Raw genomic sequence first — 15,949 nt, forward strand, 5'->3', positions numbered from 1 at the left:
CAAATTGTTATCTAGTGCTAGTTCTGCTTCTTCTGCTTTCCAAAGCGGGCGACAAGGGCAATCGCGATAGCCGCAACGCCCAAGGCTGCGATCACCTGCATGGTACCAACAGGAGTTGCATCTGAGGTATTAGGGTTCTTTGCCACTTCAACGGGCTTCTTGTAGGAGTTCGTGAAGTCAAGACCCTCTGCCTGCTCGCCGTTGTCCTTGGTAATGGTGCGTGTGTAATCGAGGCCATCAACGGTCTCGGTCACCTCATAGGTAACGGTATACACGGTCTGGTCGTAGGTATAGCCTTCGGCATCGCCCGTCTCCTCGTAACAGCGGTATACGTAGCCGGGCTTAGCGAAGCTAACCTGACCAAGCTCGACGGTTCCCTCGCCGTAGATGGTCACCACGAGCTTGCCGTTCTGGGCGCCCCCGGGAAGCGGAGCACCATCAAGCGCCTCGAAGTCAAACGTAAACGTCTGCTTTGAGGAAGGAGCATCGCCGAATTCCGGCCCTTACATCTGACGACAACCAGACGGCTATATGGCAGCTTTGACATTCCTCCATGCGGTTTTGTATCAGCTCTCTCCGCGCTACCCCATATCCCAAGCTCAAGCGACACGCGTTTATGTTGGAACCCGTCGCAATTCGTTAGTGGCCTGGCGCTGGCCTGAAGCGCACCTTTCGCCAGCCCGCACCCGATGTGCGAGTCCCTTGCTTTCGCTGAAGACAGACGTGCTAAGGCGGCAGCGAATAAAATGACCGAATGGATGCTTATCGAGTCTCAACAGACAAGTCATTTTGTGTTCCTGCGTTTTCGGTATTATATAATGGTTACTTAATCATAGCGTCATTATCATTTGTGGCTTGGGCCCGTAAAGCTGCTCCATGGCTTGACGCATCAGTTGAGTACCCGGTTCTTTCTCGGCTCCATTGGTTCACGAAAAGGCTCTGTCCGTGCGGGAATTTAATCTCATCGCTTCCACGAAGGATTTTCTCCTCCAGCTATGGAAGGGAAACATGAGTGCGTGCGCGGACATGCTGGCAACCGACTTTTTCTTTGTGGGTCCTTTTGAAGGATCTCTTGGGATTGGCGCCTCCAAATTCGTCGAGCTTCGCATTAAGCTGCAGCCACTGTTCCAGCGCCTTGAGTACGAGACGCAGCGATGCGAGGTAACCTACCGCGACGCAAATACATCAATATGTTTTGTCGTTGTTTCGGTATCGAATGATGCGAAGCACGAGACCAAGCTAACCAGCGTAGCCGTATGGAAAGACACTCTCGCCGGCATCAAGCTGGCTCAACTAATCATATCCGTCCCCGTAGGCGTCAATTTCATGGATACCGACTACGGCCGCTCAATGGGATCGGCCATTGCTCTGGCTAACCTCCCAACGTGGGAGAAACGCCCGCTCGTAATGAAAGACAGCAGTGGCAGGAATCACGTGGTTGATCCCGCCCGCACAAGTTATCTTGAAGCCAGGCACCAGTACAGCATGGTTCACACGGCGCCCGAGCCCTTCAAGATGCGTGAGTCGCTAACTAGCACGCTGGGGCGCTTCCCCTCCTACTTTGTGCGCGTACATCGCAGCTACGCGGTCAATGCGCTCATGGTGTCGAGCATAGGCAGAGACGAGATAAACCTCACTAACGGCGAGCGGGTACCCATCCCTGTCAGGCAATCCACCGCCATTCGCAGCCTTATTCTCTCAACGATCTCTAACGCCCTAGGTGGACCTGCGGGCACTTCGGACGGACTGGCGAGTGCCTCGTGCGGCTCTGGCCTAGCGGTCGATGCCACGGCCGTCGACGAAGACGAGAATGGAAGGCCGGAGGGCATGTGCCAGCCGAGCAAGGGCAAAGAGACGCCCCCGAGCAATAAGTGAGCTTGCGATACCTGTGGCCGCGTACGTTGCTTCGTAGGGTTTGACGGTGGCTCCGGCCGCACGCCGGTTGGGCGGTAGGCCGGCGAGCCGCCGGTGGGCCGGTGGGGCAGCAGAGCGGCAGGCAAGCAGGCAGGCAACCTGATCTATGGCCCGAATGTACAAAAATGTCTGATAATCGCAAATATTTAGACGCCAGAACGTGGGTTTTGTACGGAGCTCCTGCGATAACGTACCCTCCGGCGCCGGTTTGACGCCCGAGCAGCGACTTCGTACGACCGCTGCGAAAATCGCGTCCCCGGCGTCGCGTGCGCCTGCGTGCTACGCTCAACTTGCTACGACCAACAGAGAGGACGCGTATGCCAGACGAGAAGCACCCCACCGCAGAAGGCGCGACGGCCGAGGACCTTGAGACCTCGGAGCGCCTCATCGACTTCATCCATCGCTGCCCCAGCATGTTCCACACGGCGGCAACCATCAGCACCTGCCTTGACCAGGCCGGATTCACCCGCCTGCCCGAAGGCGACGCCTGGGAGGTCAAGCCCGGCGGCTCGTACTACACCACCCGCAACGGCTCCAGCGTCATCGCCTTCCGCGTGGGCGAGGACGCCCTTGACCGCGACACCTACCACTTCCAGATGACGGCCGCCCATGCGGACTCCCCCACCTACAAGGTCAAATCCGTGCCCGTGCTCGAGGGGCCCGAGACGTACCTGCGCCTTAACGTCGAGGGCTACGGTGGCATGATCGACTACACCTGGCTCGACAAGCCGCTGTCGCTCGCTGGCCGCGTCCTGGTGCGCACCGCCACGGGCATCGAGAGCCGCCTGTTCGCGCCCGATCGCGACCTGCTGCTCATTCCCAGCGTTGCCATCCACCTCAACCGCTCCGTGAACGACGGTAAGGCGTTCAACAAGGCCGTCGACCTCTGCCCGCTCTTCTCGGCCGGTCGCCTGCGCAAGGAGGACTTCGACCGCATGGTCGCCGAGGGCGTGGACGCCAAGCCGGAGGACATTCTCGCCCGCGACCTCTTCCTGGTGAACCGCGAGCGCCCGTGCGTCTGGGGCATGGCAGACGAGTTTGTCTCGTCCCCCAAGCTCGACGACCTACAGTGCGCCTTCGCGTCGCTCGAGGCGTTTGTCGCCGAGAAGAACCGCCGCTGCGTCACCGTCTTTGCGTGCTTCGACAACGAGGAGGTTGGCTCCAACACCAAGCAGGGGGCCATGTCCACGCTGCTCCACGACACGCTGGTGCGCGCCAACGCGGCGCTGGGCATGGGCGAGGAGGACTACCTGCGCGCCCTCTCGCGCTCCTTCCTTGTGAGCTGCGACAACGCCCACGCATTGCACCCCAACCACCCCGAGCTCTACGATGCCGAGAACCGCTGCCGCCTCAACGGCGGGCCGGTGGTGAAGGAGGCCGCCAACCAGAAGTACACGACCGACGCCTTTAGCCGGGCCGTCTTTGTGTCACTGTGCGAGAAGGCCGACGTGCCGCACCAGACCTTTGCCAACCGCTCGGATATGGCCGGCGGGTCCACGCTTGGCAACCTCTCGAACACGCAAGTGAGCGTTCACGCCGTGGACATTGGGCTGCCGCAGCTGGCAATGCACTCCAGCTACGAGACGGCGGGCACGCGCGACACCACGTGGACCATTCGTGCGTTACGCGAGTTCTTCTCGGCTTACCTGAGAATTACTGGTGCGGAGCGGGTAGACATGGTCTAGCAGGCACTCGTTTGGACGGTCTCGGCACTGGTCCATGCAGGCCGGGCTCGTTCCTAGGAACCAGGAGGCATTGTCATGTGCACGGCAATCAGGTTCACAGACGACAAGGGTCAGATGTACCTCGCGCGAAACCTCGACTGGAGCTGCGGGTACGGCGAGCGCGTCGTGGTGACGCCGCGCGGCTTCAAGCCCAACTCCCCGTTTGGCGCCGTTACGGGCATGCGCGAGCCCGTGATTGGCATGGGCATTGTCGAGGAGGGAATGCCGCTCTACTTTGACTGCGCCAACGCCTCTGGGCTGGGCGTGGCCGGCCTCAACTTCCCGGGCTATGCGCAGTACGCTGACGCCCCGGTTGAGGGCAAGACCAACGTTGCCGCCTACGAGTTCCCACTGTGGGTTGTGGCCAACTTCACGACCGTCGACGAGGTAGAGCGCGCACTCGATGACCTGGTGATTGTTGGCAAGCCCATCAACGACAAGTACCCCGTGTCGCTGCTGCACTGGATCATTGGCGACGCCACGAGGAGCATTGTGGTGGAGCAGACGGCGCAGGGCATGGAGGTCTACCACGACGACGTGGACGTCCTGGCCAACCAGCCCGGCTTTGCCTGGCACCGCGAGAACCTGCGCAACTACATGAACGTCTCCAACGAACTGCCGCAGAACGTGGTGTGGGACAAGGCCGAGCTTCTCCCCTATGGCTCCGGCGCTGGCATGCGCGGGATTCCCGGTGACTACTACTCTACCTCGCGCTTTGTGCGCGTTGCGTATCTCAACGCGCACTACCCGGTGCAGTCGGGCGAGAAGGCCAATGTGAGCCGCATGTTCCACGAGCTTGAGGGCGTTGCCATGATCGACGGCGCGGCCCGCATGACCAACGGGGAGTTTGAGCGCACCGTGTACACGGGCGGTTACTCTGCGGCCACGCGCACGTACTACTTCAACACCTACGAGGACCCCGCAATTCGTAGCGTTACCATGGACGACTACGACACCGAGGGCACCGAGCTGGTGCAGGTGGCGGACCCGAGGGCGTAGCGCGGGCTTGCTTGCTGCGAGGTATGGGGTCTCGGCTATGCCGGGACCCCTCTTTTTTGGTTTTCTGGGCATCCCGCTATTCCCAGCTCGTCGTGCATCTCGGCTGCCAACTGGGCAGATGCGACGAGCCTGTGACGAGCCGGGAATAGCGGAGCTGCACCGCCGGAGGCTTGTTACCGGCGCATCGAGGTTCTCGACTGCCAACTCGGCGGACGCCGCCGGCTCGCGTCGAGCCGGTAACAACGAACGGGCTGACGCCCCTCTCGGCGGGCAGTCCCTCTCGGCGGCAACATCTTGCCGCAGGATTTCGCCATTTAGGAATTATCCGAACGGTTAGAGACCTCTAAACGGCGAGATTGCGCGGCATGTCAGAGATGCCGCGGATTCCGAACGGTTAGGCCCATCTCCTCTGCCATCGCAAGAAGCATCACAAATTAATTGTGTGCAATTGGTTGTGCTCAATCGATTAGCGTCGCCAGCCCACCAGTCCGCGCCATACTAAAGCTGTTACCAACAACACCGGGCCGCAACGCCCGGAGGAGGGAGCCACCATGGCATCCGAGAACACCACCAACTACCTGGACTTTTCTGTTACCGCACAGGACGGCAGCACCGTCCCTCTGAGCACCTACGCCGGCAAGGTCCTGCTCGTTGTGAACACAGCCACCGGCTGCGGCTTCACGCCCCAGTATGAGGACCTCGAGCGCATCTACGCCGCCCACAAGGACCAGGGCCTCGAGATCCTGGACTTCCCCTGCAACCAGTTTGCCGGCCAGGCGCCCGAGTCCGACGACCAGATCAACCACTTCTGCTCGCTCAAGTTCAACACCGAGTTCCCGCGCTTCAAGAAGCTCGACGTGAACGGCGACACCGCGGACCCGCTCTTTGCCGCGCTTGCCACCGAGCGCCCCTTCCAGGGCTTTGGCAGCGGCCTCAAGGCGGCGGCGCTCGACAAGTTTGCCAAGGCCAACAACAAGAAGTTCGGCGAGAAGGCCTACATCATGTGGAACTTCACCAAGTTCCTCATCGACCGCAACGGCCACCTTGTGGCGCGCTTCGAGCCCACCACCAGCATGGACGAGGTCGAGCGCGCAATCGAGGCGCAACTCTAGTGGATGCCTCGGCATCGTCGCAGGCGTCACCGCAGGAGGCCTCCTTCACAACGAAGGGGGCCTCCCCAGCCGAGCTCCTGCGCCTAGACAACCAGCTGTGCTTTCCGCTCTACGCCTGCTCCAAGGAGGTCGTCCGCAGCTACCAGCCGCTGCTTGGTCCGCTCGGCCTCACCTACACGCAGTACCTCTGCATGATGGTCCTCTGGGAGGAGGGCGCGGCAACCGTAAGCCACCTCGGAGAGCGGCTCTACCTGGACTCGGGCACGCTTACGCCGGTCCTGAAGAAGCTCGAGAAGAGCGGCTACATCACGCGCGAGAGAAGCGTGGCGGACGCGCGCGTGCTTGAGGTACGCCTCACGCCCAAGGGCCGCGACCTTCGCGACCGCGCGGCATCCGTGCCGGTGGCCATGGCGTGCCACGTGCACCTCTCGGCAGACGAGGCCGCAGAGCTCAAGCGGCTCCTCGCAAAGGTGCTCGTCAGCGTGCGCAATGGCGAGCTGACCGGCAGCAACGCATACGCACAGACAGAAGGAAGCGACAACTAGTGAGCAATAAGCAGGACAGAAGCGCCGAGAAGAGCCAGGCGACCGCGCCCATCCCCACCACCGAGCGCGAGAAGACCATCGTCCGTACCAGCATCCTCGGCATCGTGGCCAACGTGCTGCTCGCCGCATTCAAGGCCGTGGTGGGCGTGGTCTCTAACTCCATCGCCATCACCCTCGACGCAGTGAACAACCTCTCCGACGCGCTTTCGTCGGTCATCACGATCGTGGGCACCAAGCTCGCCGGGCGCGCGCCGGACAAGCGCCACCCCATGGGCTACGGGCGCATCGAGTACCTCACGGCCATGGTCATCTCGATCATCGTGCTCTACGCCGGCATCACCTCGGCCGTGGAATCCGTGCAGAAGATCGTCTCGCCCGAGGCGCCAGACTACTCCGCCGCCGCACTGGTGGTTGTTGCCGCCGGCGTCGTGGCCAAGGTGCTTCTCGGCCGCCATGTGCAGTCTGTTGGCAGGCGCGTGAACGCAGACTCGCTGGTGGCCTCGGGGCAGGACGCGCTCTCGGACGCCGTGCTCTCGGTGTCGACGCTGGGCGCCGCCGTGGTCTACCTGGTGTGGGGCGTCTCGCTTGAGGCCTGGGTGGGCGCCGTGATCTCGGCGTTCATCGTAAAGGCCGGCCTCGAGATGCTCTGGCAGACGCTCAGCCAGATTCTGGGCGAGCGCGTGAGCCCCGATCTTGCAGAGAAGGTCAAGAGCATCGTGGCCGAGGATGACTGCGTCCTGGGCGTCTACGACCTCTTCCTCAGCAGCTACGGACCAGAGCGCAGGGTTGGCTCGGTCCACGTGGAGGTGGCCGACACCACCACCGCCGAGGAGATCGACGAGCTCTCGCGGCGTGTGGCCGAGCGCGTCTTTGCGCGAACGGACGGCCAGGTCATCATCGCGGCAGTGGGAATCTACTCGAGAAACACCAGCAAGGACGTTGCAAGCATGCGCGAGCGTGTGCGCCGCATCGTGGCGGCGCACGACCACGTGCTGCAGTTCCACGGCTTCCACGTGGACGAGGCGCGCCACCTGCTGGAATTCGACGTTATCATCGCGTTTGAGGCGCCTGACCGTCAGGGCGAGTACCACCAGATCGTGCGCGAGGTCGAGGAGGCCTTCCCCGACTACACCGTGCGCGCCGCGCTCGATAGCGACATCGCGGACTAGAAAAAAACGGCGCGGAGAGGCCACCCTCCCCGCGCCGATGAGACAAAGGGAAACTCCCTTTGTCTCATCGAGCGATGTTGTAGAAAGCGGAACGGCCGGCGTACTCGGCGGCGTCGCCCAGCTCCTCCTCGATGCGAAGCAGCTGGTTGTACTTGGCCACGCGGTCAGAGCGGGCGGGCGCACCAGTCTTAATCTGGCCGGCGTTGGTGGCAACAACCAGGTCGGCGATCGTGGTGTCCTCGGTCTCGCCCGAACGGTGCGAGACGATCGTGGTGTAGCGGGCACGCTGCGCGGTCTGCATGGCCTCGAGGGTCTCGGTGAGGGTGCCAATCTGGTTGACCTTCACGAGCAGCGCGTTTGCCGCGCCCAGCTCGATGCCGCGACGCAGGCGGGCGGTGTTGGTGACAAAGAGGTCGTCGCCAACCAGCTGCACGCGCGAGCCAAGGCGCGCCGTGAGCTGACGCCAGCCGTCCCAGTCCTCCTCGGCCAGGCCGTCCTCGATGGAGATGATGGGGTAGGACGAGACAAGCTTGTCCCAGTAGTCGACCATCTGCGCGCTGGTGAGTGTGCGGCCCTCGCCCTTGAGGACGTAGGTGCCGGTTGCGGCGTCGTAGAGCTCGCTCGTGGCGGGGTCCATGGCAAAGACGAAGTCCTCGCCCGGCTTGAAGCCGGCCTTCTCGACGGCCTTCATGAGGTACTCGAAGGGCTCGGCGTTGGTCTTGAGGTTGGGGGCAAAGCCGCCCTCGTCGCCTACGCCGGTGGAGAGGCCCGCATCCTTGAGGACGCCCTTCAGGGTGTGGTAGACCTCGGCCGACCAGCGCAGCGCCGTGTGGAAGTTGGGCGCGCCGACGGGCATGATCATGAACTCCTGGAAGTCCACGTTGTTGTCGGCATGAACGCCGCCGTTCAGGATGTTCATCATGGGCGTGGGCAGCGTGTGCGCGTTGGGGCCGCCCAGGTAGGCGTAAAGCGGGAGCCCCGCGGAGGCAGCGGCCGCGCGGGCGGTTGCCAGGCTCACGCCCAGGATTGCGTTGGCGCCCAGCTTGCCCTTGTTGGGGGTGCCGTCGGCGGCGATAAGGGCCGCGTCAACGCCGCGCTGGTTGCGGGCGTCGAGGCCGAGGACGGCCTCGCGGGCCTCATTGTTCACGTGGGCAACGGCCTTCTCGACGCCCTTGCCCTGGTAGCGGGCGGCGTCGCCGTCACGAAGCTCGACGGCCTCAAACTCACCGGTAGAGGCACCGGAGGGGACGATCGCCCTGCCAAAGCTGCCGTCGGCGAGCGTGACCTCTGCCTCGACCGTGGGGTTGCCGCGGGAGTCCAGGACCTCGCGTGCGTGGACCTTCTCGATTGCGCTCATGTTGTGCCACCTTTCGTGTGGTTGCCTGTGGCGGTTTGACTGCCGCAGGTTTTTGGCTGGTTGAAGTACTCGGTTGAAGCGCTTGGGTGAAGCGGGTAGCCGAAGTGCTTGGTAGGAGTTAACCATTTCTTACTTCACTCTGTATACCCACGATATCTCGCTTCCATACAAGAATTGCCGATACAGCGAAAATAAATGTTGTGGATAGAACACTGTGCCGAGAAGATTGCGCCGCCGACGCAAGAAAGGGGAACGTCGGCGGCGCCTGTTGTGCCGATTGCCCGGGGAGAGGGTCCGGACGCTACGGCGGGAGTCAACGGCTCGTGCTCCTGCGCTGCAGTCGGGTTCGCAGGTGTTATCCTTATTTAACTCTGGGACAAGAGTACACCATGGCTAACTTGTTGTGGTCGGGAATTTGATAAAAACCCGACTATTTTCTCTGCGAGGGCGATTGCCGTGGGGCGGCGCGTGGCGTCGACGGGCGCAGGGCAGCGCGCCGCGGGCGCCGGAGGGGCCGTTTCCGAAGCAAGTGCGTACAAAATCGCAGCTCGGGCGTCATTTCGACGCCCGAAGGCCCGTTTCTGCACCTACTACGTACGAGAAGGGCCTTCGGGCGCCAGCTCGGTGCCTCGGCGCCAACGCGGCGCCCGAGCCCCGAGCGCCCGGCACCCAAAGGCCGCCGCGCGCTCCCCTACCCCCAGACCTGCTCGGCCACCTCGCGCACCAGGCGGACCTTTGCCCACTGCTCGTCCTCGGTCAGCTTGTTACCAATCTCGCACGACGCAAAGCCGCACTGGGGCGAGAGGCACAGGCTCTCAAGCGGCACATACTTCTCGGCCTCGTGGATGCGCGCGACCACGGCCTCGGGATCCTCAAGCGCAGGAGACTTGGTGGTCACCAGCCCCAGCACGACCTTCTTGCCCGCCGGCACCTTTGCCAGCGGCTCAAAGCCGCCCGAGCGCGCATCGTCAAACTCCAGGAAGAAGGCGTCGACATTCTCGCGCGCCAGAAGGAAGTCCGCCACTTCGTCGTAGCCGCCCTCGCAGGCCCACGTAGAGTGGAAGTTGCCGCGGCACACGTGCGTGTTCACCGTGAGGTCGGCGGGGCGGCCCTCCAGCGCTCGGTTGTTGACGTCGAGCAGGGCCTCCTTCACGCGCTCCAGGCCAGCGGCGTCGGTGCCAAAGAACTGCTCGGCGTGCGGGTCCACGACCATGCCCCACGAGCAGTCGTCAAACTGCAGATTGCGGCAGCCCGCGGCGTAGACGTCGGCGATGAACGCACGATACGCAGCAACGATGTCGTCCGCCAGCTCCTCGTCAGTCTTGTAGTAGCGGCGCGTTGCCTCCAGGTTGAAGGGCATCGCGAACTGCTCGAAGAACTGCGCCGGTGCCGGGATGGTGAGCTTGGCCACGCACTTCTCGTCCTCGAGGTCCTGCACGAAGCGGAAGTGGTCGATGAAGGGATGGCCGCCGCGGTAGACAATCTTGCCGGTGAGGTAGGTGTCATCGATCTTTGCGGCCTCGTCGTGGAAGGGCAGGCCAGTCTCGGTGGGTTTGTGCGCCACGCCGTCGAACGCCCACATAAAGTCGAGGTGCCAGGTCTCGCGACGAAACTCGCCGTCGGTGATCACGCCCAGGCCGGCGGCCTTCTCCTTTGCCACCAGGTCACGGATGCACTCGTCCTCGATGGCCGAAAGCTCTTCGGCCGAGATGCGCCCGGCCTTCCAGTCGACGCGCGCCTGCTTCAGGCGGGCGGGACGCAGGAAGCTGCCAACCACGTCAAAGCGGTGCGGGGTCTTCTTGTCATATGCGATGCTCATGGGGTTACCTTTCTCTTGCCGTTGACAAGAGCAATGGTGCCCCTTGCGAGAAGTCAAAGGAACTATCGATGTGCTATTGCCTGCCATAGCCAGAGGCTATGTACTTCGCAACGTAGGCGCTCAGGTGCTCGAGGTATCGCTCCGCCATGGGCGAGAGGGGCCGGCGCGGCTGGTGGATGTAGCCCAGCTCCATCGTGCCGCCATCCTCGAGCGGAACGGCCACGATGTTCTCGCCGTTCAGGTCCACGCTCAGGATGCCGGAGGAGATGGTGTAGCCGTCAAGACCAATGAGCAGGTTGAACAGGGTCGCGCGGTCCGTGACCACCACGGCCTTGTCCACCTGCTCGGTGATGTGGGGCTCCTCGGCAAAGTAGAACGAGTTGCGCGAGCCCTGGTCGTAGGAGAGGCGTGGGTACGGCGCCAGGTCCGCCAGCGTCACGGAGTCACGCGCGGCCAGCGGGTTGGTCCTGCTCACAAAGACGTGCTCGCGGGCCTCGAAGAGCGGCTCGAAGCGCAGCTCGGCATCGCGGATGGCGCTGGTGAGCACCTCTCGGTTGAAGTCGTTCCGGTAGAGCACGCCCAGCTCGGAACGCTGCAGGCGCACGTCCTCGATGGTGCCAAAGGTGGTTCCCTCGCGCAGGCTGAACTCGTAGCGGCTCTCGCCATGTTCGCGCACCAACTCGGCGAAGGCATTGACCACGAATGCGTAGTGCTGGCTCGAGACGCCAAAGACGCGGCGCGGCGGCATGCCGTGCTTGTACTGGGCCTCGAGGAGGTCGGCCTGCTCGACCACCTGCCGCGCGTACGAGAGGAACCGCGTGCCGTCCTCCGTAGGCACGACGCCCTTGCTGGAGCGCTCGAAAATCGTGATCCCCATCTCGGATTCGAGCTCTGAGATGGCCTTGGAGAGCGACGGCTGGGCAATGAAGAGTCGCTGCGACGCGGCGGTGATCGATCCGGCCGTGGCGACCTCGACCACGTAGCGAAGCTGCTGCAGTGTCATGGCGGTGCTCCCCTCCCCCTGGCCGGCGACTTTGGCTCGGCGCACGTCGACCGATGGTACCTGACGAGCGCGCTGCAAAGGGGCACGGCCAGTCCTCGGCGGAAAGAGCACATGTTTCTGGAAGCGGGGTCACGGCAGGTACAACAGCGCCAAGCAAAGGGGACGGGCCCAGCCAGGGGTTATGCCACCGGACTGGGCCCGCGCGAGGAGGGGTCATTGGTCGTGTTGTTCGAGAACAAGGGTAGCCGGCGGAGATATTGCGGGCGGAAGCAACCATTAGCCGCGCTGGCAGATGTTGTTAGGGCATTGTTCGGCTGCGGCGAATGGCTGTCGCGTGCACCGAAACCCCCTTCGTTACACTAATTTTCGGTTTGTTGCGCCGAAGTGGCCTTCGTTACACGTTGTTTTGAGAACCTCCCAAGTAGGAGGTTGCCCCCACATACAATATGTAGTGCGTATTTTGAATCATATAGCAAGATGTATGAGCCAATACTCAGATCCCCGACAAAACCTAGTGCAACGAAGGCCACTTCGGCGCAGAATTCCCAAATTTTATGTAACCAAGGGCAGTTCGATGCACTTTGGGGACGCCGCGCTTCCCTTTGCCCTCAAAAGTCACCCCTCAAAATACCCACCGCATGACTACCGCGCCGCAAATGAGAGCATAATGGTATCTGATACTAATAATAGCAACGCGCCGCACGCGGTCGGCGCACCTCGATGCACGTGGAGGAAACTATGGACATTCGTGAGGAGATGACCAGGCAATTTGGCGCCGAGAAGACCGGCGGCCACGGGGGCCTCGAGATTCTCAAGCACATTGGCCCCGGCTTGCTGGTGACGGTGGGCTTCATCGACCCAGGCAACTGGGCATCGAACATGGCGGCGGGCTCGCAGTTTGGCTACGGGTTGCTGTGGGTAGTGACGCTTTCGACCCTGATGCTCATCCTGCTGCAGCACAACGCCGCCCACCTGGGTATTGCCACCGGCGAATGTCTTGCCGAGGCAACGCATAAGCACTTCCCGCGCTGGCTGGGCACCGCCATTCTCGCCACCGCGTACGCGGCCACCGTCGCCACCGCGATGGCCGAGGTCCTTGGCGGCGCCATCGCACTCCAAATGCTCTTTGGGCTGCCCGTCCGCGTGGGCAGCGTCATTGTGGGCGCCTTCTCGGTTGCCATGCTGGCCACCAACTCATACAAGCGCATCGAGCGCTGGATCATCGCGTTTGTCTCGCTCATTGGCCTGGCCTTCCTTGCCGAGCTTGCGCTGGTGAACGTTGACTGGCCGCAGGCCGCGGTCTCGTGGGTCACGCCGAGCTTCCCCGTCGGCTCCGCGGCCATCGTGATGAGCGTGCTGGGCGCCGTGGTCATGCCACACAACCTGTTCCTGCACTCCGAGGTTATCCAGAGCGTTCACTACGAGCAGCAGGGCGAGAAGGTCATCCGCGAACGCCTGCGCTATGAGCTCTTCGACACGCTCTTCTCGATGGGCGTTGGCTGGGCGATAAACTCCGCCATGGTGATTCTGGCGGCCACGACGTTCTTCACGCGCGGCGTTGTGGTGGACGACCTCGCGACCGCGGCGGCGACGCTCTCCCCCATCCTGGGCTCGGCGGCGACGGTCATCTTTGCCGTGGCGCTGCTGCTGGCGGGCCTCTCGTCCTCCGTCACGGCGGGCATGGCGTCGGGCACCATCAGCGCGGGCATGTTTGGCGAGGAGTACGACATCCACGACCGCCACTCCTCCGTGGGCGTGGCGCTGTGCATGGGCCTGGCAACGCTGGCGTGCCTGCTGGTGGAGAACACCTTCCAGGGGCTGGTCCTCTCGCAGGCGCTGCTCTCACTGCAGCTGCCCATCACGATCTTCACGCAGATTCGCCTCACGAGCTCGAAGCGCGTCATGGGCCGCTACGCCAACTCGCGCCTCGCCAACGCATTGCTGCTGGCAACGGGTATCGTGGTTACCGCAATAAACGTGATATCTCTCGCAGGATAGGAGCCACCGTGGAAGCCTTCGCCCTTGCCGCCGTCTGCCTTGCTGTCGCAGGGCAGCTCTGGTTTTGGCGCCTCCACACGCACGAGCAGCGCAGCCTTTGGTATGAGCTGTCGTTCCTCGTTGCCGTGGGGACGGCCGTCATGGCCATCGAGGTAACCCTCCTGCAGGCGTTCTCGCTCGAGAGTCACCCCGTTGCCGAGCAGATAAACCTTGTGGTCATTGGCGTCATGGCTGTGGCACTCCTGGCGTTTCCCGTTGCGCTGGTGGTGACGCTCGTTGCCTCGGGGGTGCGGCTCATCCGACGCGAGGGCACAAACCCGCGCAACATGCTCTCACTGGGGCTGGGCATCCTCATGGTTGCCTACGTGATCGTTTGGCCGCAGGTGCGCAGCGCCCTTACCAGCGTGCCCGTGCTCGGTCGCGTGCTCGACCTGGTCTTTGGCTTTGCGGCGATACTCCTGGGCATCGCCGGCGTGGCGTTCACGCTTTACACCGTGAGCGGCCTGGTTGCGCAAATCCCCCACCGACACCGCCGCTACCAGCGGATTGTTGTGCTTGGCTCTGGCCTCATGCCCGACGGCTCGGTAACCCCGTTCCTAGCTCACCGCGTTGAGCGCGGCGTGGAGATGTGGCGAAGGAACCCCGGCTCCAAGTTGCTCATGTCGGGTGGCCAGGGTGCAGACGAGGCGCAGCCGGAATCCCACGCCATGCGCGCGTACGCCGAATCGCTCGGCGTGCCGTCAGAGGCGATTCTCGTTGAGGACAAGTCCACAAACACGCAGGAGAACCTGAAGCATTGCGCTCGGCTGCTTGCCGAGAAGGACGGAGGCAACGCCGGCCGCATCCTTGTTGTGACCGACGACTACCACGTCTTCCGGGCGCTGCTCATCACCCGCGAGCTGGGCATTCCCGCGGATGGCGTTGGCGCGCACGTACGCCTGTACTTCTCGCTCAACGCGCTGGTGCGCGAGTGGGTGGCGTACGTTTCGCTGCGCCGGAACTTCTACACCAAGCTCACCATCGCGCTGCTGGTGGTCTACCTGGTGGCAAGCGGATTCAATGCGGCGTTAGCGTAGCGGCGCAGGATGCACAAAAACGTTCTATCGAACGGAATTTAGCGTGTCCCTGCACAAAAGTGCTCTATCGAACGGCGCCTCTCTGGACTTGTCATCAAGGATCAAACTTTATTTTCAACAAGGTGCATATTTTCATTAAACTATGCAATGTAGTGCATATGTAGTTGAAGAATTGATGAATCACCACTTAAGGCACCGTTCGATAGGGCATTTTCATGCAGCAGCGGCGAAAACGATGTTCGATAGGGCGTTTTCATGCAGCAGCGGCGGTAACCCCGCTCTGCAGAAAAGGCACTGCAGGGCGGTGGGCCACACCCTATCCCTTTTGGTGCCGCTTGCGCGCATGGTGCACCACCACGTCCACGGCAACGCCGACTAGCGCCACGGCTACCACCACAACTGCCCACTCGCGCGCACCCCAGTGGCGCTCAGTGACGGAGGCCTGCTCCTCCGCCTCCTCGGGAACATAGTCCGTGCGCTCGCAGTGGACCAGCAGCCTGTGGTCGTTCACGCCATACGGCGTGCAGGTGACCAGCGTGAGCAAGTCCTCGCCCGGCACAACCTCAAGTGACGAGGTCTCATCTGGCCACACGACCTCGGAGGAGGTAACGCGATACGCGTACACGTCGACCATGGTGTGAATCAGCACCAGGTCACCGGGCTCAAGCTGCCGGATATCGTCGAACATGCGGAGGTTTCGCATGCCGGAGTGAGCCGTAATCACGCAGTGAGTCGACTCCCCGCCCACGGGAAGGCTCGTGCCCTCAAGATGCCCAACGCCAGCCATAAGCGCAGCATCACCCGTGCCATGGTATATAGGCATGCTCACGTCGATGGAGGGAATCTCGACCCAGCTCATCATGGGGTCGCGGTCATAGGTTAGCTGCCCGTTGTAATCAACGATCTGCGAGGCGTCCATATCCGGCTCCTCGCCGGCAAGCACCTTGTTGTACGCGTTGGCCTGGTCGAGATACCACTGCTTCTCTTCGGCTGGCATCGAGTCGACACGCGACGACACCTCAGAGATGGTCGCTCCCACGCCGTACTCCTCGAGCATGTCGACCACCCACGGCCACACCATGAGGCCCACGCCGACAAGGATCAGCAGCAGCGTGATGAGACGGTCTGCCCATCGCGGCAGCCGGCGTCGCTTCCCGTTGTGCTTGGCATGCGTGCCCACGCGCGCCTCCCTACTAGATGGGCCCCGCACGCGGCGGGGCCCACGACTAACCT

12 protein-coding genes and 1 pseudogene are annotated in these 15,949 nt (G+C 62.7%); 8 read left to right on the forward strand and 5 right to left on the reverse strand.

All coding sequences use genetic code 11. From position 1 onward, the window contains the following. Positions 1–17 precede the first annotated feature (17 nt). Positions 18–470: pseudogene (locus tag BT122_RS00100) on the reverse strand (Spy0128 family protein); the annotation flags it as partial. 556 nt (positions 471–1,026) lie between these two features. Here BT122_RS00100 and BT122_RS00105 point away from each other — a divergent pair. The 6 genes from BT122_RS00105 to BT122_RS00130 all read left to right on the forward strand — a co-directional run bounded on the left by BT122_RS00105 (position 1,027) and on the right by BT122_RS00130 (position 7,463). Continuing rightward, positions 1,027–1,875, forward strand: a complete 849-nt coding sequence (locus tag BT122_RS00105) for a LytTR family DNA-binding domain-containing protein (protein ID WP_177242167.1) — start codon at positions 1,027–1,029, stop codon at positions 1,873–1,875. Between the two features lie 356 nt (positions 1,876–2,231). Continuing rightward, a complete protein-coding gene (locus BT122_RS00110; protein ID WP_072354076.1) occupies positions 2,232–3,599 on the forward strand; it encodes a M18 family aminopeptidase in 1,368 nt (455 codons plus the stop codon). A gap of 75 nt (positions 3,600–3,674) precedes the next feature. Continuing rightward, a complete protein-coding gene (bsh, locus tag BT122_RS00115) occupies positions 3,675–4,637 on the forward strand; it encodes a choloylglycine hydrolase (RefSeq protein WP_072354077.1) in 963 nt (320 codons plus the stop codon). Between the two features lie 551 nt (positions 4,638–5,188). Beyond that, positions 5,189–5,749: a glutathione peroxidase gene (locus tag BT122_RS00120; protein WP_072354078.1), complete on the forward strand. Its 561-nt coding sequence runs from the start codon at positions 5,189–5,191 to the stop codon at positions 5,747–5,749. Next, a complete protein-coding gene (locus BT122_RS00125) occupies positions 5,749–6,294 on the forward strand; it encodes a MarR family winged helix-turn-helix transcriptional regulator (RefSeq protein ID WP_177242168.1) in 546 nt (181 codons plus the stop codon). The genes BT122_RS00120 and BT122_RS00125 overlap by 1 nt, the downstream gene beginning before the upstream one ends. Then, the gene (locus BT122_RS00130) at positions 6,294–7,463 is read left to right on the forward strand and encodes a cation diffusion facilitator family transporter (protein ID WP_235810746.1); all 1,170 of its coding nucleotides are present in this window, start codon (positions 6,294–6,296) and stop codon (positions 7,461–7,463) included. Before BT122_RS00125 ends, BT122_RS00130 begins: the two co-directional genes overlap by 1 nt. A gap of 64 nt (positions 7,464–7,527) precedes the next feature. Here BT122_RS00130 and eno read toward each other — a convergent pair whose 3' ends face one another. From eno to BT122_RS00145, 3 genes are all read right to left on the reverse strand, one after another. Beyond that, positions 7,528–8,820 carry a phosphopyruvate hydratase gene (gene eno, locus BT122_RS00135; protein ID WP_072354079.1) on the reverse strand — a complete coding sequence of 431 codons (1,293 nt, stop codon included), beginning with the start codon at positions 8,818–8,820 and terminating at the stop codon, positions 7,528–7,530. 691 nt (positions 8,821–9,511) lie between these two features. Beyond that, entirely contained in the window at positions 9,512–10,639 is a 1,128-nt protein-coding gene (locus tag BT122_RS00140; RefSeq protein ID WP_072354080.1) for a 5-methyltetrahydropteroyltriglutamate--homocysteine S-methyltransferase, read from the reverse strand. A 73-nt stretch (positions 10,640–10,712) separates the two neighbouring features. Beyond that, positions 10,713–11,642: a LysR family transcriptional regulator gene (locus tag BT122_RS00145; RefSeq protein ID WP_059053776.1), complete on the reverse strand. Its 930-nt coding sequence runs from the start codon at positions 11,640–11,642 to the stop codon at positions 10,713–10,715. Between the two features lie 738 nt (positions 11,643–12,380). Between BT122_RS00145 and BT122_RS00150 the strand changes: the two genes are divergently transcribed. Further along, positions 12,381–13,640 carry an Nramp family divalent metal transporter gene (locus tag BT122_RS00150; protein WP_059053774.1) on the forward strand — a complete coding sequence of 420 codons (1,260 nt, stop codon included), beginning with the start codon at positions 12,381–12,383 and terminating at the stop codon, positions 13,638–13,640. Positions 13,641–13,648: 8 nt separating this feature from the next. After that, positions 13,649–14,716 (forward strand): YdcF family protein, encoded by a 1,068-nt coding sequence (locus tag BT122_RS00155; RefSeq protein WP_072354081.1) that lies wholly within the window; start codon positions 13,649–13,651, stop codon positions 14,714–14,716. Between the two features lie 316 nt (positions 14,717–15,032). Here the strand turns inward: BT122_RS00155 and BT122_RS00160 are convergent, their stop codons facing one another. Then, a complete protein-coding gene (locus BT122_RS00160; protein ID WP_059053768.1) occupies positions 15,033–15,896 on the reverse strand; it encodes a class C sortase in 864 nt (287 codons plus the stop codon). Positions 15,897–15,949 lie beyond the last annotated feature (53 nt).

Source organism: Olsenella sp. kh2p3 (genome assembly GCA_900119625.1).
Classification (GTDB): Bacteria; Actinomycetota; Coriobacteriia; order Coriobacteriales; family Atopobiaceae; genus Tractidigestivibacter.